Genomic DNA, 19,711 nt, shown 5'->3' with positions numbered 1-19,711 from the left:
TTAAATAGAGTACTTGTTTACTATAATAAGTTACGGTATGATAATGATAACGATTATCATTTTCAGATGTGGAGGCATCAGGATGGTTTTAACAGATTTGAATCGGAAAGAGCGTGCGAGAGTGATAGATTTTTCAGCCGTTAATGAGTTGGTCCATTGTAGACTGATTCACCTTGGCTTGAAAGAGGATGCCGAAGTTTGTATTAAACAAAAGCTACCGTTTGGTGGTCCCTGTTTGATTGAGACATGTGGGCAGTGCATGAGTATACGATTAAATGATGCAAAAAAAATAAGGATTGAAAAAATATGACCGAACAACAGATCGCCTTGTTCGGAAATCCCAATACGGGGAAGACCTCTTTATTTAATGCTTTAACAGGTTCATATGAATATGTTGGAAACTGGAGCGGGGTCACTGTAGAGAAAAAAGTTGGGGTCATCCGAAACAAACAAGGGAAGATGATCGATCTTCCAGGTGTATATACATTAAGTCCCCTTTCTCGTGATGAAGGGGTTGTCACCGATTTTTTATTAAACGAATCATTTACAGAAGTCTTAAATATTGTCGATGCATCACAACTGAAACGAAATCTTCATCTAACTGTTCAGCTGCTTGAATTCGGGAAGCCGCTGACAATCGGTTTAAATATGATGGATGTCGCCAAGCAGCGCGGTATTGTCGTCAATTACCAGAACATATCTAAAGTTTTGGGAGTTCCGGTTCTTCCAATTGTGGCGAGAAGCGGAAAAGGGTGTGATGAACTCAGTCGGTATTTAGGATCGTCAAAAAATCAACCGTCAAAACCGTTGGTCATCGATTACGGTGAAGCTGTCGAACAAGCGATTCACCAGCTCGAATTGATCATTCCGGATCAGCCTGAAATTTCAAAACGCTGGATGGCTCTTCAATATTTTGAAGGAAACTCAAACATGAAGAAGTGGTTGGAGTCCCTTGCAGAGCAAGAACAATTAGAAAAGATTTGCCAAGCTGCTGAAGATCAACTTGCGGTAAGGTCTTTATCCCAACATATCCATCGTGTCAGGGAACAGTACATTGAACATGTGATAGATGAGTCAATTGAATTTCAATCAGCCGGTAAATTAACATTTACTGAGCGAGTAGATGCAATTGTCACCAACAAAGTATTAGGAATCCCGATTTTCTTAGGCTTTATGTATCTTATGTTTATGTTGACTTTTGACTGGTTTGGAGTTCCATTATCAGATGCACTTGATGGGTTTATCGGTGGACAGCTGACAGATTGGACACAATCAGCTTTATCGTCAATGGGGGCTACCCCGTTTATTGAAGCACTTATACTTGATGGTATTATTGCAGGTGTAGGCGGTGTACTTGTATTTGTACCGCAAATATTTATTTTGTTTTTCTTTATATCGCTCTTAGAGGATTCCGGATATATGGCAAGAGTGGCAATGGTCATGGATCGTCTAATGGAGGCGATTGGATTAAATGGAAAAGCGTTTATTCCGTTAATTATCGGCTTCGGTTGCAATGTCCCTGGGATCATGGCAGCCAGAACCGTTGAACAACCAAAAGAAAGACTGTTAACCATCATGTTGACACCGTTTATGTCTTGTTCGGCAAGACTGCCGGTTTACGCACTGTTTGCAGGAGCTTTTTTTGCGGCGCATCAGGCTTTAGTTGTTCTTTCACTATATGTATTGGGAATTGTTTCCGCTTTAATATTGGCCAAGTTTTTATCTTCTTCAAAACTAAAAGAAGAAAAATCATTTTTTGTCATTGAGTTACCGCCATATCGATTGCCACAGGCTCGTACATTATGGCGTTCTACATGGGAAAAAGGCAAAGGCTTTGTTCGTAAAGCAGGAACATACATTTTTGGCGGATCTGTTTTGATTTGGCTCTTATCCTATACAGGGCCAGGTGGAACAGGTGTAGAGATGGATGACAGCTTTTTGGCGATGATTGGCGGTGCGATTGCGCCGATCTTAATACCCCTCGGCTTTGGAACATGGCAAGCTGCCGCATCATTGCTGACAGGATTTCTTGCCAAAGAAGTGGTAGTGGCGTCAATGAGCATTATTTATTTCGTGCCTGAAGAACAATTGCAGGGCATGATGGCACAACAATTTTCACCATTGGCTGCTTACGGATTTATGGTATTTGTTCTTTTATATGTCCCATGCTTAGCAACAGTAGCTGTGATCAGGAAAGAAACCAATTCAAAAAAATGGACATACTTATCGATTATTTATGGACTTGTCATTGCATATGCACTGGTGTTTCTAATTTATCAAGGTGGAAAATTATTTGGATTATCTTAAGAAGGAAGTGGCAGCATGCTGTTTAATATAGCGATTGGAACATTGATCTTCGGATATGCGGCATGGACACTCTTTAAATTAGTGAAAAGAAGCCGGAAGGGAAAATGTGCTGCATGTGAATTAAGACGCTCATGTCAATCGGCTTGTGATCAGGTAAAAATAAAAAACAGCTAACAACTTGAAATACCCCCATAGTGATAAGGGGGTATTTTTTCTTCAAAATAAATTGATCCACAAAATTACTCATTGATCACTTCTCTAAAAAACAAAGGCTGAAAATCAAATTTCAGCCTTTATTTCGTCTTATTTTCCTTTGCACGTTTTACTAACATTTCGGTAATTAAATCAACTTGTTTGCTAACAGAAAGAGGATCGTATGGATAGTAAGTATTAAAGTCATTTATAAAAACACGGTTTTGTTTAACAGCCTCTAGATGGTTCCAAATTGAAGATTCTTTAAGTTTGGCAAGTGTTTTACTGTCACCATTGGGATTGTAATCAGTGATGAACATATAATCGGCAGCATATTCAGGAATAACTTCTAGTGAGAGCTCCTTCATTTCTCCTGTTTTGATAATGTCTTTGTTAATTTTATCAGGAGCTTTTAAGCCAAGTGCGTTATAGACAGCTTGTCCACCGCGTCCTCCATTGTCATGAAAGACCCAGAACTTCCCTTTATCTGTATTTTCATAAATACCAAATGTGGCATCTTTATCAATGACTTTAGCAATTTTTTGACGAGCGTTTTTAGATTTTTGATCAAAATCAGCTAGAAACTGTTTCGCTTTGTCTTTCTTACCTGTAATATCACCAAACATTTTGACAGTTTCTTGAATATTTTTAGCAGTGTTATAAGGGATGACAACAGTTGGTGCAATTTTCGACAGTTTGTCATAGTTATCCTCTTTCATGATGACAATGAGATCAGGTTTTAGTTTCATGACTTTCTCAACATTGATCGGATCACCCAAATCAGTGACATTTTTTAGTTGATCTTTAAGAAAAGAATTTTTGAAAGACCATGACCCTGAGCCGACAACATTTGCTCCGACAGTTAGTAATTCGCCTGTGTAAAGATCGGTGACGATCCGTTTCGGATGTGTCGGAATTTCCACATCTCCTCGTGTTGACTGGTAGGTTCTTGTCTCTGATGCTTTATGACTTTCCGGTGTTTTTGTTGTGTTGTTGCATGCTGTGACAAATAACAATATGATCATGATGAATCCTAAGGCAAGTTTATTTGTTTTCAAATTTTATCATCCTCACGATATTTTTAAATGATAATGAAACTCATTATCATTTAAAAATATAACAAAAGGTATCTTGCATGTCCACCCTTTTGGTACAAAGAATCAAGTATGATTATGGTGATTTTGGATAGTTTGTTATTATAAGCTATGAAAGGAGAAACCATAAAGAAAGAATATTCACTATGTTAAATAAAGTACACAAAAAAGAAATATAATAATGTGCGATTGTTCACAAACTTTCTGTATAATGAATCTAATATTTCAAATCCAGAGAAAAGAGGTATGCAACATGAAGAAATGGGCATTTGTGTCAGACTTTGATGGGACGATTTCTAAACAAGACTTTTACTGGATGGTTATTGATAAATATTTTCCTGAAGGTCGCGAATTGTTTAAAAAGTGGAAATCAGGAGAGTTGAAAGACATTGAATTCCTTGGTAGAGTTTTTGCTTCCATCAACCAAAGCGAAGAAAAAATTGTCGAAGATATTCATTCTATTCCGATTGATGAATATGTACCAGAATTCATTAAGCATGTCCAAGAAAACGGCGGAGATTTTTATGTCTTAAGTGCGGGTACGGATTATTATATTCACTATATCTTGAAGAAATATGGTATTACAGATGTTGAAGTATATTCAAACAAAGGTTTCTTTCAAGAGGATAATGTACATATGACAATTGATGAAAATCATTGGCATTATTCTGAACGTTATGGTATCGATAAATCTAAAGTCATTCAGAAACTGAAAGAAGACTATGAGACGATTTATTTTGCTGGTGACAGTGAACCTGATTCACATCCGGCCAAATATGCTGATATGACATTTGCTAAAGATGCGTTACAAGACTTATTGCGTGAACGAAATGTTCCATTTGTCGCTGTTGAATCATTCGTAGAAATTGAAGAATATTTAAAAGAAAAAGGGCTGATTCGCTGATGTCACATCAGGTCACAAGTATTGCGATTCCCGCAGTTTTAGAAATAAGTGAAGGCGTCATTGAGCGACTTGAAGCGATTCTGGAAAAGCACCGATTTTCTAAAGTGATGATGTTTTTTGATGAGTTTTCATATCAGCAATATCAACATCAAATCAAAAATTCTTTTCAAAATATAGATATTGAATGCCTTCGATTGGCTCCAAACCTTGATGTTAAGGATTTGCTTGAAAAAGCATTTTCGATAGGCAATTTCGATCTCATCATTGGTATGGGCGGCGGTTCTGTTGTTGATTATGGGAAGTATATTTCTTTTTCTAAACGGATTCCGTTTATCAGTGTGCCGACCTCAGCATCTAATGATGGGTTCGCGAGCAGCAATTGTTCACTCAATATTAATGGCAAGAAAACAACGGTTCCGGCAAGGGTACCTTATGGAATCATCGCTGACTTAAGTATTATTCAAAAAGCACCTGACTGGTTCATTTTGGCTGGTGTGGGTGATTTAATGTCCAATATTACCGCTCTTTATGATTGGGAGTTTGAGGAACAGCACGGAGTCGGTGATGTTGATGCTTTTGCTGCGATGCTAAGCAAAAAAGCAGTGAACAGTTTCGTCCGAACACCGATGCAGGACATCAAACAACCAGTGTTTTTAAAGGAACTGGTCAGCTCGCTTACAATGGGGGGGATCGCCACTGAAATTAGCGGCAATAGCGCACCAATCAGTGGATCAGAGCATCTCATCTCACATGCACTTGATAAGATTTCGAAGAAACCGCAGATGCATGGTATTCAAGTGGGAATTGCCACCTATATTATGGCCCATGTACAGGATCATCGTGCTGAACGGATCGAAAAAGTGTTTACGAGGACAGGCTTTTTCGATTATGTTAAAACGCTTGGTATGGATAAAGAAGAATATCGTGAGGCGATTCGTATTTCTGATACGATAAAGCCTAACCGTTATACATATCTGCATGAAAAAGCGTATCGTGAAAAAGCGCTCCGCATTTTGGATGAAGACCCAATTCTTCAAGAAATCTTTTAAGTCAGACAGTCTCTAAATGAGACTGTCTTTTGCTGTTTAAAATATCTTAGTGAAAAAATAACTGAAAAGACCTATGATAATACTAGGTCGTAAGTTTTAAAATTCATCAGGAGAGTGGAACATGTATAAACTAATTGCAATCGATATGGATGGAACATTGTTAAATGAGCAGCATGAAGTAACAGACGAAGTCAAACATTCGCTCCATGCTGCTAAAGCAAAAGGTGTTAAGGTCGTCCTTTGCACCGGACGCCCGCTCGGCGGTGTCAGTCGTTACTTAAAAGAATTGGATTTAAATGAAGATGGCGATTATGTAATCGCTTATAATGGGGCACTCGTTCAAAATACGCACACAGAGGAAGTCGTTTCCGAATTAACACTAGGCTATCAAGATGTGAAAGATTTATATGAGCTTAGTCAAAAATTAAAAACACCGATGCATTTTTTTGACTCTGCATATCTATATACACCAAATCAGGATATCAGTCCATATACCATACATGAATCATATATTACTCAAGTCCCGCTTAAGTTCCGGACAATTGAGGAAATACCAGAAGATATCCTTGTGCCAAAAGTGATGTTTGTTGATGAAGAAGCCAAACTGGACAGAGCAATTGCTTCTATACCTGAAGATATGAAACAGCGTTATACAATGGTCAAAAGCGCGCCTTTTTATTGTGAAGTTCTTCATCCTAACGTGAGTAAAGGCAATGCAGTAAAGACATTAGCTGAATTGCTTGGAGTGGGTCGTCATGAAGTGATGGCAATTGGTGATAATGGGAACGATTTAACAATGGTCAAATGGGCGGGCTGTGGAGTTGCAATGGGAAATGCCATTCCAGAAGTAAAAGCATGTGCCGATTATGAAACAACACCAAATACTGAAAATGGTGTAGCTCACGTGATCAATGAGCTTGTATTATCGAAATAAAGGACAAAACACCTCGACATACCAATGAGAGGTGTTTTTCATTTAAATGTTGATTGATTGACATTAAATTCATGATATGTTATTTAAATTGTGAACAACATGGACGATTGTTTTTTAAAAAAGGAGAGAGATAGATGAGTAAAAAGGAATTCAAAGCAGAGTCTAAAAGATTGTTAGACATCATGATCAACTCTATATATTCACAAAGGGAAGTTTTTTTAAGGGAGCTTGTCTCAAATTCAAGTGATGCGATCGATAAAATTTATTATAAAGCGCTCACTGATGAATCGCTAACATTCAACAAAGATGATTATTATATCAAGATTTCTGCTGACAAAGAAAACAGAACGTTAACGATTTCAGATACAGGAATCGGAATGACGAAAGCAGAGCTTGAAGAACATCTCGGAACGATCGCAAAGAGCGGCTCTCTTTCGTTTAAACATGAAAATGAAGTGAAAGACGGTTATGACATTATCGGTCAGTTTGGTGTCGGATTTTATGCTGCTTTTATGGTTGCAGACGTTGTGACAGTCATCAGTAAGGCACTTGGCAGTGATGAGGCATTTAAATGGGAATCTTCAGGTGCTGATGGATATACGATTGAGCCGTGCCAAAAAGATTCAGTTGGGACAGATGTCATTCTGAAGCTGAAAGAGAACACGGAAGATGAGAATTATGATGAATATTTAGAAGAACATCGCCTAAAAACGGTCATTCAAACATATTCTGATTTCATCCGCTATCCAATCAAGATGGATGTAACGGTCAATAAACCGAAAGAAGATGCAGAAAATGAATTTGAAGAAGTTGTCGAAGAACAGACGGTCAACCGTATGGTACCGATTTGGAGAAAAAATAAAAATGAATTAACAGATGAAGATTATCAGGCATTTTATTCAGAAAAGCATTACGGTTTTGATAAACCGCTTGCCCATATTCATACAAGTGTCGATGGTGCTGTCAGATATCATGCCATTTTATATATTCCAGAAAATATTCCGTTTAATTATTATTCAAAGGAATTTGAAAAGGGTTTAGAGCTTTATTCAAACGGTGTATTGATCATGGATAAATGCCCTGATCTACTTCCCGACCACTTCAGTTTTGTAAAGGGAATGGTCGATTCTGAAGATTTATCGCTTAATATTTCCAGAGAAATGCTGCAACATGATCGACAACTAAAACGAATTGCGAAAAACATTAGCAAGAAAATTAAAAACGAGCTCAAAAACTTGTTAAAGAATGATAGAGAAAAGTATGAGTCGTTTTATAACTCATTTGGCAGACAGATTAAATTTGGCGTATATAACGATTTTGGCGCCCATAAAGATACATTAAGGGACTTGTTATTATTTTATTCATCGAAAGAGAAGAAGCTTGTCACACTTGATGAATATGTTGCAAGAATGCCAGAGGATCAGAAATATATTTATTATGCATCAGGGGATTCATATGATCGGATTGAAAAACTTCCACAAACTGAAGTGGTTACCGAAAAAGGATATGAAATTCTTTACTTTACCGAAGATATCGATGAATTCGCCATTAAAATGTTAGCAACATATCAAGAGAAAGAATTTAAATCTGTATCAAGCGGTGACTTGGGAATTGACACAGAAGAAGATCAAAATCAATCAGATACAGATGAGAATCAGTATAAAGAAATTTTCGATGAAATGAAACAGACATTGGCTGATAAAGTGAAAAGTGTCAGAGCATCAAAACGATTAAAATCACATTCTGTCTGCCTTGCTGCTGATGGCGAAGTCACCATCGAAATGGAAAAAATCTTAAATGCAATGCCTGATAATCAACATGTTAAAGCGGACAAGGTTCTTGAGATTAACACGAACCATAGTGTATTCCAAACGTTAAAAACCGCTTTTGAAAATGACAAAGACAAATTCAGTCTATATACAAATCTTTTATACAATCAGGCCCTCTTAATAGAAGGTTTACCAATCGAAGACCCTGTTCAGTTTACGAATGATATATGTAAGGTGATGGCGTAACGGTAGATCAGCTTGTCGACAAAGTCGCAAAAAGTGCTTTGTCGGCAAGCTTTTTTGTCGGTATTTCGAAAACCGTTCGTCTGTGGAAACCCGTTTCCGAAATGCTCATCATCAGTCCAGAGGCCACCTGTCACCTACCTCTATACAAAAAGGGGAACGAAGTGTCAAAATCAGGTCCTAATAAAAGAGTGATTCAAGTCTAAAAGTGGGGTGCATATGCCGAACATTAAAAACCAAAGCAGAAAATAAAGGGGAGTTAAATATGAACATTCGAAAACTTGATCGAGACGAAAAACCACCAATCACTTTATTGTTACTAGCTGACCCTTCACAATCACTTGTAGAAAAATATGTGCAAAGAGGAGAATGTTTTGTAGCTGAACATGACCAAAAAATCATTGGGGTATATGTGCTACTCCCGACAAGACCTGAAACTGTCGAATTAGTCAATCTGGCAGTTAGTGAAACCATGCAGAATCAAGGAATTGGCAAACAGTTAATCTTACATGCGATTCAAGTTGCGAAGTCAAGTGGATACAAAACGATTGAAGTGGGAACAGGAAATTCGAGCATTGGGCAACTAGCACTTTATCAAAAATGCGGTTTTAGAATAACAGGTGTTGATCAAAATTTTTTTATCAGACATTACAATGAAGAAATCTTTGAAAACGACATACAGTGTCGGGATATGATCAGATTGTCACAAGATTTGTTTGCGAGAAAATAGAAAAGGGTTGTCCAACCGTCAAAAAATGACTTATTGGACAGCCCTCATTCAGTTCAGACAATTGTTCGATATAAGTGATATCTGCTTGAGAAAGTTGATTTTTAGCTGCTTTGAGTTTTTCCCTACTAGCTCAATGCTGTTAAAAGACTATGATTTTATGTCCATTTGCTGGCGAAGTTTTTCTGAAAGTTCCTTCTTTGTTTTCTCAGGAACAATATGGTACCATAAACCATCTACTTTTTTATCTTCACCTCCAATTTCTAATTGCTCAATATCTTTAACAGCGTCTTTATAAGAACCATGAATAGCAATCATTTTGTCTAGTGTCAAGTTCGTTTTTACATTTTTTTCTAACACTGTTAAAATACTTTGATAGTTTGTTAGTGATTTTAATTGTGTACCTTCATGAATAATTTGGTTGATGACCTCACGTTGACGCTGTTGACGTCCAAAATCATCACGAGGATCATCTTTTCTCATCCGAGCATATTTAAGAGCAACTTTTCCATTGACATGTTGTTTCCCTTTAGCTATATGCACGCCTTCAAGGGTGAAATCAAGTTTACTATTCACCGTGATTCCGCCAATGGCATCTACAATATCTTTAAAACCCTCCATATTGACTTTAATATAATAATGGATTGGAATATTTAAAAATTGTTCGACCGTTTTAACAGTTCCTTCAATTCCACCATGAGTGTATGCTGCATTAATTTTAATATAGGTATTCTTCGATTGCATAAATACCCTCGTATCACGCGGAATACTTGTCATTGTGGTTTTTTTGGTGTCTGGATTAACTGTTACGACAATCATAGAGTCCGTTCGCCCTTTATCACCCGGCCGCTCATCTACTCCTAGCAAAAGAAATGATATCGGACCGTCCGGAGCATGTTGCTGCTCGGAGTCCCTTTGTAGAGGTTCGTACATTTTATCTGCTGACTTTGCTATGTTACGGTAAATATTAAAACCAACCACTACACCAAAAGTTAACATGAGGGCTAGCATAAACAAGATCATTTTTTTTATGTTCACTGTAAACAATCCTTCCTTAGTCGAAAATATTTTTTTCAATTGCTATATATCTACTTACACATTTAATTTGTTATTTTTTTAGAACTGTATGGGTTCCATCGAATCATGGAGAGCTTTCATTTCATAGCCATTTTTCTGGAAGTATTCCAGTAACTTTTCTAGATGGGCGGCAGTAGTTGGCTTTTCATGCATTAACACGACAAGTGGTCTTGTATCAACAAGGTTGTTTACTTGCTGAATTGTATTATTCACGAATGCACCATTTGCTAACTTCCAGTCCTCTGAATCAACAGTCCAATCCCAAAGATTGAAATGATCGCGCTTAATGACTGCTTTAAATGGAGCAGTAATGTAAGGTTTTGACCCGTAAGGTGCTCTAATCAAATGTGATTTGCTGTTAGTTGCTTTATTGATAACGGCAAGTGTATCGTTCATTTCGCTTGCAAAGCTTTCGGGAGATTTATAGATTTGAGATACTTGATGTGTCACTCCATGTGATCCAACGGAATGACCACGGTCAACCATTTTCTTGACGATGTCTAAATTTTGCTCGATATGAGGTTTCAACATAAAAAATGTTGCTTTAGCATTATATTTATCAAGCAAACTTAAAATTTTTTCGGAAGCAATTGGGTTTGGCCCATCATCAAAAGTCAAATAGACGACCTTACCAGTTTCAAGCGGTGTTTTCGAAGGATCTTTTTTTCCTACTGAATTTTGATGTCCTATTTTTCTATCTTTAAAAATATGCTTTAACATAGTTGTATTTCCTCTTGTTGAGTCTGATTTTGAACCAGCAAGTGCATCCCAAGAAATACATCCTAAAGTGATAAACAGTACCGTTAATATACCTAACACTATTTTTCTCATTCTGTTCGTTTTACGACTCTTTTTTCGGGCATTTGACATTTTCTTTTCTCCTTAACTATAGATATTATTTTTACTAGGACTCTTATAAAACTTTTCACATCAACTTTTTGATGGTTAAAGATAAGTTTGATATAAATAACGCTCTTTAAATATAGAATGAAGATGTCGCAGTAGTTTGATCAACTTGTAAACAAAATGTCACAAAAAGAAGAAAGATATATTTTGTAGATATGACGAGAGGGAAATTTTTAAAAACTAAAAAACCTTATTTCGGTTGAATACCAAAATAAGGTTTTTAGTAAATCAATAAGCTATTTAAATGTTATAATATAAGCTTGATTGTTATAAAATCCTGCTGGTGAAGTTTCCGCAGCAGAATATTGCTTTTGACCATAAAAGAGTAGATTGTTACTATCTGGACTCCAATATATTTCTTCCGGTATGGTGCCATGGTATATCGGTTCTTCAAACAGGATATTTTTCCCTTGAAGCTTGCCTGCATAAATACTGTCCTTGTCATATAGAGAGTAAGCAATTTTCTTTCGATCATTTGAGAATTTGAAAAAGGCTACTTTTTCGCGTAGTACAGAAAGCTCTTTGTTTCGGCGATCGTATTCGTACAATGTTTCGCCATTACCTAGGAATACAAGTTGATCATTATTTAACCAAACAGGCTCGCCATGGCTAATCTGACGTTGGTACTGAATATTGAACCCCTTATTGCTAATGGTTCCCATCATCATGCTGTATTGTTGTCCGGATTGGTTGGTTGGTATCATGAGTAGCAAGCCACGGCCATTATCAGAAATGTTAACTTTTGTAAACGTGTCCATCGAGCCAAAACCCTTCAATGGGTACGTTTTGAGAGTTTTAGAATCTGTATCAAATACGTTGACGTTCGCTTTATTATTTTTAGTATTTATGACCAGAAAACAAACGTATCTGCTATTATTTGACCAAGAAATTTCTCCAAAGTATTGCTGGTTAGAGGAGTAACTAGCTATTTCTATTTTTTTTTCGTTCGTCAACGAAATCAGTTTCAATGATGTACTATTTTCCTCGATGATACTTTTTCCATCTGGTGACATCTTCAATTTGTTATTGTTGCTTTCAATCTTTTTTAGTAATTTAGGTTTTTCATAGGGGTAAGAAAGCTGCTGAAGATGACTACGTTCAGAAGTTTCTTTTTCTATAAAGAAACCAATAATAGAGTTCGATGAAGACCACCCAAGCAATTGATCTACTTCAGGGAGACGATATATCGTCTTCACTTGAAAGGGGTGGATCTTCTGATCTTCAATATGGTTTTCCTCATGACTTGGTATGATAATGGTTTCCGAACTCTTTCCCACATTATGACTGAATACAAAAATGACGAGACACAATAGTACCACTGACCATATGATAAACTGTTTTTTTTTCATCATCATTTCTCTACCTTCATATGATTGATTTCCACAATAACCATTGTATGTTGTTCCTTGTTGAACATTTTGATGAATCCCCCGTGTTCGTCAACAATTGTTTTAACAATGCTTAATCCCAAACCGACACTTCCCTCTTCCATAATTTTTTGGTTTACTGAATAAAAAGGCTGAAGCATTTTCAAATATTGGGCAGTTTCAAATGAAGCGCTTGGGTTTTTGAACATAAAAATAACTTTTTCTTCAACGATCTTAGCTGTAACTGTTATTTCTGAATTAGCTAAGCTGTATTTGATAGCATTATCTAGCAGATTAATAAAAAGTTGACGCAGCCTATTCACCTGACCATACACATATAGGTTTTCATCAATTTCAAAGGTGATCATTTTCTTATATCGTTCTGCCCGAAACTTCATAGATTCACATACATCTCTTAAAATTTCCCCTGTGTTAACCCTAACGAATTGATCATTCCTAGAAGTTTCTCGGGATGCTTCAAGGAGTTTTATCACCAAGTTGTGAAGACGTTGACTTTCTTCAACAATATGATTCATTCCTTTATTAAAAAAGTTCTGATCTGATTCCCCTTTTACTTTGATGATTTCGGCATATCCTTGAATAGACGTTAGAGGTGTTTTAAGTTCATGGGTAATATTATCAAAAAAGCGTTTTTCTTGTTCGTTCAGTTCTTTTAACCGATCCCGATCTCTTTCAATAGTTGAAATTTGCTCTCTAATTCTGGTGATCATATCATTAAAATTAGTAGCGAGCTGACCTATCTCATCTTTTCTCCGGAAGTTAATTTCCACATCTAACTTGCCCTTTTTGACTTCTGAGGATGCCTCTGTTAACTTGACGAGAGGAATCGTGATATGTCTGGAGAGGATATAGGAGAAAAGGAATGCCACCGCAAATATAGCAAGGGCGATATAAAACATAATATCCAAAATCTCTCCACTTTGTTTATAGAGTAGACTAAAATCTTTTGAAAAGCGTAATATGCCTACTTTTTTTCCTTCAATAACGACTGGATAAGAGAAAAAAACCTCTGCCTTGTTTCGATCGTAGGTAATATGATAGGCAGTCATGCCGTTGATCGCTTTTTTAAGATCATCATCACTGCTTCTAGCAAACACTTTCTTAGCAGAAGAAGACAACAATTGACCATCTACAGTATAAACACTGACATTGCTTTCTGTGGAATGACTTAAATGATTGACCATGTCATCTGCCATGTCGCCAAAATAGAGCTTATTGTTTTTATAATGATTGATTAAAAATGATTGGTTTACATATACAATGCTATTTTTCTTCAGTTCAACTAAATCGGAGGTGACAATTTCTTGATTACTTGACAAAATCATTTTTTTTACTGTTTGATTGAGGATGAGGAATGAGAGAGAAAAGATGAGAAAAAAGCCAATAATAAATTTACTCTTGATGGTTCGTAACAATCTCTATTCCTCCTGTTTCACAAATTTATATCCGACGCCAAACACTGTTATAATCAAATCGCTTGCATCAAGCTTTTTCCGGAGTCTTTGAATATGAGTATCTACTGTACGTGTATCGCCCAAAAAATCGTAGCCCCAGATGAATTCTAACAGCTCTGAGCGGGTGAAAATTTTTCCTCGATGGTTAAATAAAGTCATCAGCAAGTCAAATTCTTTAGGAGTCAACTCGACAGGCATTTCGTCTTTTTTTACTAGTCTTTCATCTGGAATAATCACAATATTTTTAAACCGAATATCATTCCTTTTTGAGGTTTCTCTGTCGTTCAAATGATGAGATTGTTCTAGACGCCGAATGATCGTACGAATTCTAGCGACAACTTCACGCAAATCAAATGGTTTTGTAATATAATCATCTGCCCCGAATTCCAATCCAAGCACTTTATCTGCAATATCTGATTTTGCGGTGATCATAAGTATAGGAATATTATAGGTCTCAGTTACCTTTTTACAAATATCCAGTCCGCTACAATCTGGTAACATCCAATCGAGCAGTAGAAGATCTGGTTTGAATTGATCTAGTTGACGCATTCCTAGAGCTCCACTATTAGCAATGCATGTTTGAAAACCTTCCGCTGTAAGCCCGTATGAAAGCAAATCTGCAATTGGTTCATCATCTTCAATAATAAGTATTTTCGTTTTATCCATAAAAATCACTCATTTCTAAATTTAAGCTTAGAATTCTAGAAATCTCTCAGGTGTGTCAATATGAATTTATTATAGCACCCTTCTATAGATTAAATTGTATGACCAATGGCATGATATTAGCATTAATGAGATAGGGAGCCAAGCGATAAGTAATTCCTAATTAAGGATGTAGAAAAATACCGCCAGTTTAGTATGGCTTATTTGTGTTTTCTATTAGCTGTTTGTAGCCTTTCTCTTATTTTCGACGGTTATCGTTATGGACTTAAATGATTTCCAAATATTACTTTTTGGGAATTGTAATTTTCTATATGTTTTGCAGTACCGATAAAGGAGAACATATGAAAACTTCATCGAGAAGTTATTGCTAGCTGACCCTTAACAATTAGTTATAGGAAAATATGTGAAAGCGGTCATTAGGGGATCATTGGAGTCCCGACAAGACCCAAAATTGTCGAGTTAGTCAATCTGATAGTTAGTGAAGCCATTTAAAACATGCGATTCAAGTTGCGAAGTGAAGAAGATATAAAACGAGAGAAGTTGAACTGGACATTCTAACTAGCATTAAAAATGAATAGTAGGTATTGATCTGATACGCTGAGGAAATCTTTGAAAACGATATACAGTGTCGGGATATGATCAGATTATATAAAAAAAGGCCGTCCAATCGTCAAACTTATTGGACGCCCCAATTGGTTCAGTTGGCAAACAATTGGTCGATAAACGTAATGTCTGCTTGAGAAAGTTGAATGTCAGCTGCTTTGAGATTGTCTTTTAACTGTGCCTCATGTTTTGCCCCAGGAATCACCATATCAATTTCAGGTCGTGCAAGATACCAAGCGAGGACAATATGGGCGATCTCGACATTGTGCTTTTCTGCTATCGATGTGAGCTGCTGAACTTTTTTGAGGTTTTCTTGAAAGCGGCTCCCTTGGAATTGTTCCATTTCTCTGCGAAGATCGCCTTCAGGGAATGTTGTGTTTTCATTATATTTTCCGGCTAACAATCCTGAAGCGAGTGGAAAATAAGGAACGAATGAGATGTTATGCTCCTGTGTATAAGGGAAATATGTCTGCTCTGCTTCTCTGCTTAATAAATGATATTCGCTTTGCAAGACATCCACCAAGCCGTCCTGATTAGCTTCTTTTAACTGTTCAATGGTGAAGTTGGATACGCCGAGCGCCTTGATTTTTCCCGCTTGTTTTAGTTCATCAAGGGCTCCAACTGCTTCACTTTTCGGTGTATGGTCATCTGGAAAGTGAATGTAGAATAGATCAATATAATCTGTTTTTAGCCGTTTTAAACTCTCATCTACAGATGTCTTTAAAAATGCGGGGGAGTTATCAAAGACAAAGCCTTCTCCTGTTTTTTTGTGGGCGGCTTTTGTTGCAATCACGACATCCTCACGATTAAATTCACGAAGAACTTCCCCAATCAATTCTTCAGAACGGCCAACTCCGTATATGTAGGCGGTATCCAATAATGTCACACCATGTTTAAGGGCTTCACGAACAAGATCTTTCCCTGTTTCTTCATTCAAATTTGGATAGAGATTATGGCCTCCGACTGCGTTTGTTCCTAAACCAATCGGAAAGACATGTAAATCTGATTTTCCCATTTTTACATTTTTCATCGGTTTTCCCTCCCAAAATGATTAGTGGCTCACTCAATAACATATTATACCAGATGAATTTCGATATTGTGTTCATGACAGTACTTTTCATAGTCCTGATCAAGCGGTTTTGACGTTACAATACAATCAAGTCTGCTAAATGGTGCATATGTCAGCAATGTTGATTTTCCGAATTTGGAATGGTCAGCAAGTAAATAGACTTCGTTTGCTTTTTCAGAAATTTTCTTTTTAATTTCATATTCAAGCATATCAGAGTTTGTTAAACCGTGTGTAAGAGAAGCGCCTGTTGCCGCCATAAAAGCCTTGTTGATATTATATTTATTCAAAGAAGCGGGGTCATCCAATCCAACAAATGACTTTGTTTGTCTCTTAAAATTGTTGCCGATCACGATTAAGTTTATATTTTCTAGAGTTGCAGCAGTATTGATAATGTCTAAACTGTTGGTGATAACCGTGACCTGTTTAGTTGAATCGAGCATGTCTAAAATGGGTTGGGTCGTTGTGCCGGAATCGATAAAAATGAGATCATCATCTTCAATAAAGCGCGAAGCGTAATGGGCAATTTTTATTTTAGCCGCTTTATTTTGAATTGTCCGATTTTCAAATGGAATTAACGACATTTTCTCAATGGCTGTTACACCGCCATATACTTTTTTAATCACACCTTTTTCAGCTAGTCTATTAATATCGCGTCTGACCGTATTTTTGGAGACATTAAAAACTTGGCATAATTTATCTAAAGAAACAGTGCCATTGGCTAAAATATATTCTTCCATCTCCTTTACCCTCATTAACTTCATACGAAATATCTCCTTTTCAGTCTTTATGGATAAAATCCAAAAGTTAATCAATAATTGCTAAAAAAATGATAGCATTGGTCACTTGGTTTTGCAACAAACCACCATTTTCTTGTTGAGTAGATTGTTTATCTTTTTGGTAAAACTGATATTTATGATTGACTTATGTTTGAAATCAAATTAGAATGTAACCAAGAAATTATCAACAATTAATAATCATGGATGTTTTTGTGTAAATTGTTTGTTTGAAGGAGGGCTATAAGATTGGCAGAAGCCAGAAAGTTAAAAAACTATATCAATGGAGAATGGGTTGAAAGTAAAACCGATCATTATGAAGATGTTGTCAACCCGGCAACAAAAGACGTTCTATGTCAAGTACCTCTATCTACACAAGCAGATATTAATATGGCGGTGAAAGCAGCAGCCCAAGCATTTGAAAAATGGTCCCAAATTGCTGTTCCAAGACGGGCTAGAATTCTATTTAACTACCAGCAACTGCTCACAGAGCATAAAGAGGAGCTTGCCCACCTGATTACACTTGAGAACGGAAAAAATACAAAAGAAGCTTTGGGAGAAGTAGGGCGAGGCATTGAAAATGTTGAATTTGCTGCGGGGGCACCTTCATTGATGATGGGGGATTCACTGGCAACGATTGCAACAGATGTTGAAGCGGTAAACTATCGCTATCCAATTGGAGTCGTCGGTGGTATTGCACCATTCAATTTTCCAATGATGGTTCCGTGCTGGATGTTTCCGATGGCGATTGCTTTAGGTAATACATTTATTTTAAAGCCTTCCGAACGTACGCCACTTTTGGTAGAAAAGCTTGTTGAACTATTTGAAAAAGCCGGGCTTCCAAAAGGTGTCTTCAATGTGGTGTATGGCGCTCATGATGTGGTTAACGGTATTCTCGAACACCCTGATATTAAAGCGGTTTCATTTGTTGGATCTAAATCAGTTGGGGAGTATGTCTATCAAAAAGGAAGCGAACATTTAAAACGGGTTCAATCACTGACAGGGGCTAAAAACCATACAATTGTTCTGAATGATGCCAACCTAGATGACACGGTAACCAATATTATTGGGGCTGCTTTCGGCTCTGCTGGTGAGCGTTGTATGGCATGTGCCGTTGTAACTGTAGAAGAGGGGATTGCTGATCAATTTATGGATCAATTGCTTGAAAAAGCAAATGACATTAAAGTTGGAAACGGGCTTGATGACGGTGTGTTCCTCGGTCCGGTGATTCGGGAAGACAACAAGAAACGGACGCTTCACTATATTGAAAAAGGCATTGAAGAAGGTGCACGACTTGTTCGTGATGGTCGTGAACATGTTTCTGATGAAGGTTATTTCATCGGTCCGACGATCTTTGACAATGTCACAACAAATATGACGATTTGGAAAGATGAAATTTTTGCACCTGTTTTGTCTGTGATTCGAGTAAAACATTTAAAAGAAGCGGTTGAGATCGCCAACAAATCGGAATTTGCCAATGGCGCATGTTTGTTCACTTCTAATAGCAATGCTATCCGTTATTTCCGAGAACATATTGATGCCGGAATGCTCGGCATTAATTTGGGTGTGCCGGCACCGATGGCATTCTTTCCATTCTCAGGCTGGAAGTCGTCATTCTTCGGAACACTACATGCCAATGGCAAAGATAGTGTCGATTTTTATACACGTAAGAAAGTCGTAACGGCAAGATATCCGACCCCAGATTTTAGTGAGGAGATGTTTTGATGAGCCATTTGTTGCGAAAGCCAGAGGTATTTGAACGTTCACAAGGTGTCAAGGTTGTCCATCAAGTGAAAAAAGCAGATGCTAAGCTGTGTTATGTCGAATTTAAAGTGCTCGACTTGATCCCAAATGCTCGTTATGAAGAAGAATTGTATCAACAAGAATGCTGTATTGTTGCGCTGACGGGGAAGATTACCGTATCTGATCATCAGCAAACATATCCGAACATCGGCACACGAGAAAGCGTTTTTGAGAAAAAACCAACCGATAGTGTTTACATATCAAATGACCATCCTTTTAACATCACTGCCGTCACTCAAGCAAGGGTAGCCCTTTGCTATGCTCCTTCTCAACAACAGCTACCGACAAAATGGATTAAAGCTGAAGATAACAGCATTGAACAGCGGGGGAAGTATCATAATAAACGAACGGTTCACAACATCCTTTCTGATTCAGACCATTCTGCAAATCGTCTGTTGGTCGTTGAAGTTTATACTGATAGTGGAAACTGGTCCAGTTATCCACCCCATAAACATGATCAAGACAATTTACCTGAAGAATCATTTTTAGAGGAAACTTATTACCATGAGATCGAGCCTGATCAAGGTTTCGTGTTCCAACGCGTCTATACAGATGACCGTTCAATTGATGAGACGATGACTGTAGAAAATGAAAACGTTGTCATTGTTCCGGCAGGATACCACCCGGTGGGTGTCCCAGATGGCTATACATCCTATTATTTAAATGTCATGGCAGGTCCGACGCGGAAGTGGAAATTTCATCATGATCCTGATCACGAATGGATTTTAGAACGTTAACAAGCAGAAGGAGTGGCTG

18 protein-coding genes are annotated in these 19,711 nt (G+C 37.3%); 10 read left to right on the top strand and 8 right to left on the bottom strand.

What is annotated here, in order from left to right; all coding sequences use genetic code 11:
- Positions 1–82: 82 nt before the first annotated feature.
- From PDT38_RS11125 to PDT38_RS11115, 3 genes are read left to right on the top strand one after another with little or no spacing between them, the layout of a single operon-like run.
- Positions 83–310 carry a FeoA family protein gene (locus tag PDT38_RS11125; protein WP_270801461.1) on the top strand — a complete coding sequence of 76 codons (228 nt, stop codon included), beginning with the start codon at positions 83–85 and terminating at the stop codon, positions 308–310.
- Positions 307–2,307 (top strand): ferrous iron transport protein B, encoded by a 2,001-nt coding sequence (gene feoB / locus PDT38_RS11120; protein ID WP_270801458.1) that lies wholly within the window; start codon positions 307–309, stop codon positions 2,305–2,307. Before PDT38_RS11125 ends, feoB begins: the two co-directional genes overlap by 4 nt.
- Before the next feature lie 15 nt (positions 2,308–2,322).
- A complete protein-coding gene (locus tag PDT38_RS11115) occupies positions 2,323–2,481 on the top strand; it encodes a FeoB-associated Cys-rich membrane protein (RefSeq protein WP_270801455.1) in 159 nt (52 codons plus the stop codon).
- A 119-nt stretch (positions 2,482–2,600) separates the two neighbouring features.
- Here the strand turns inward: PDT38_RS11115 and PDT38_RS11110 are convergent, their stop codons facing one another.
- A complete protein-coding gene (locus PDT38_RS11110) occupies positions 2,601–3,557 on the bottom strand; it encodes an iron-hydroxamate ABC transporter substrate-binding protein (protein WP_270801452.1) in 957 nt (318 codons plus the stop codon).
- A 289-nt stretch (positions 3,558–3,846) separates the two neighbouring features.
- On the opposite strand from PDT38_RS11110, the gene PDT38_RS11105 reads away from it, so the two are divergent.
- From PDT38_RS11105 to PDT38_RS11085, 5 genes are all read left to right on the top strand, one after another.
- A complete protein-coding gene (locus tag PDT38_RS11105) occupies positions 3,847–4,497 on the top strand; it encodes an MtnX-like HAD-IB family phosphatase (RefSeq protein ID WP_270801449.1) in 651 nt (216 codons plus the stop codon).
- Positions 4,497–5,546: an iron-containing alcohol dehydrogenase family protein gene (locus PDT38_RS11100; RefSeq protein WP_270801446.1), complete on the top strand. Its 1,050-nt coding sequence runs from the start codon at positions 4,497–4,499 to the stop codon at positions 5,544–5,546. The genes PDT38_RS11105 and PDT38_RS11100 overlap by 1 nt, the downstream gene beginning before the upstream one ends.
- A 121-nt stretch (positions 5,547–5,667) precedes the next feature.
- The gene (gene yidA, locus PDT38_RS11095) at positions 5,668–6,480 is read left to right on the top strand and encodes a sugar-phosphatase (protein ID WP_270801444.1); all 813 of its coding nucleotides are present in this window, start codon (positions 5,668–5,670) and stop codon (positions 6,478–6,480) included.
- A gap of 134 nt (positions 6,481–6,614) precedes the next feature.
- A complete protein-coding gene (gene htpG, locus PDT38_RS11090) occupies positions 6,615–8,495 on the top strand; it encodes a molecular chaperone HtpG (RefSeq protein WP_270801441.1) in 1,881 nt (626 codons plus the stop codon).
- Between the two features lie 262 nt (positions 8,496–8,757).
- Positions 8,758–9,222, top strand: a complete 465-nt coding sequence (locus tag PDT38_RS11085) for a GNAT family N-acetyltransferase (protein WP_270801440.1) — start codon at positions 8,758–8,760, stop codon at positions 9,220–9,222.
- A gap of 147 nt (positions 9,223–9,369) precedes the next feature.
- Here the strand turns inward: PDT38_RS11085 and PDT38_RS11080 are convergent, their stop codons facing one another.
- From PDT38_RS11080 to PDT38_RS11050, 7 genes are all read right to left on the bottom strand, one after another.
- Positions 9,370–10,242 (bottom strand): LCP family glycopolymer transferase, encoded by an 873-nt coding sequence (locus tag PDT38_RS11080; protein WP_394356266.1) that lies wholly within the window; start codon positions 10,240–10,242, stop codon positions 9,370–9,372.
- 93 nt (positions 10,243–10,335) lie between these two features.
- Complete coding sequence (locus PDT38_RS11075) at positions 10,336–11,166, bottom strand: polysaccharide deacetylase family protein (protein ID WP_270801438.1); 831 nt, start codon at positions 11,164–11,166, stop codon at positions 10,336–10,338.
- Between the two features lie 272 nt (positions 11,167–11,438).
- Entirely contained in the window at positions 11,439–12,554 is a 1,116-nt protein-coding gene (locus tag PDT38_RS11070; protein WP_270801746.1) for a WD40 repeat domain-containing protein, read from the bottom strand.
- Positions 12,554–14,005: a sensor histidine kinase gene (locus tag PDT38_RS11065; RefSeq protein ID WP_270801436.1), complete on the bottom strand. Its 1,452-nt coding sequence runs from the start codon at positions 14,003–14,005 to the stop codon at positions 12,554–12,556. The genes PDT38_RS11070 and PDT38_RS11065 overlap by 1 nt, the downstream gene beginning before the upstream one ends.
- A gap of 3 nt (positions 14,006–14,008) precedes the next feature.
- Complete coding sequence (locus tag PDT38_RS11060; RefSeq protein ID WP_270801434.1) at positions 14,009–14,710, bottom strand: response regulator transcription factor; 702 nt, start codon at positions 14,708–14,710, stop codon at positions 14,009–14,011.
- A gap of 694 nt (positions 14,711–15,404) precedes the next feature.
- Positions 15,405–16,340 carry an aldo/keto reductase gene (locus tag PDT38_RS11055; RefSeq protein WP_270801431.1) on the bottom strand — a complete coding sequence of 312 codons (936 nt, stop codon included), beginning with the start codon at positions 16,338–16,340 and terminating at the stop codon, positions 15,405–15,407.
- A gap of 44 nt (positions 16,341–16,384) precedes the next feature.
- Positions 16,385–17,140, bottom strand: a complete 756-nt coding sequence (locus PDT38_RS11050; protein WP_270801428.1) for a DeoR/GlpR family DNA-binding transcription regulator — start codon at positions 17,138–17,140, stop codon at positions 16,385–16,387.
- A gap of 261 nt (positions 17,141–17,401) precedes the next feature.
- Here PDT38_RS11050 and iolA point away from each other — a divergent pair, with 261 nt between their 5' ends.
- Complete coding sequence (gene iolA / locus PDT38_RS11045) at positions 17,402–18,877, top strand: methylmalonate-semialdehyde dehydrogenase (protein WP_270801425.1); 1,476 nt, start codon at positions 17,402–17,404, stop codon at positions 18,875–18,877.
- Positions 18,877–19,692 carry a 5-deoxy-glucuronate isomerase gene (gene iolB, locus PDT38_RS11040; protein WP_270801422.1) on the top strand — a complete coding sequence of 272 codons (816 nt, stop codon included), beginning with the start codon at positions 18,877–18,879 and terminating at the stop codon, positions 19,690–19,692. The genes iolA and iolB overlap by 1 nt, the downstream gene beginning before the upstream one ends.
- Positions 19,693–19,711 lie beyond the last annotated feature (19 nt).

Source organism: Bacillus changyiensis, from assembly GCF_027706145.1.
GTDB classification, from domain to species: Bacteria; Bacillota; Bacilli; order Bacillales; family Bacillaceae; genus Bacillus; species Bacillus changyiensis.
Note: the sequence above shows the minus strand (reverse complement) of the source record. Positions and strands in the feature narration are given on the sequence as shown.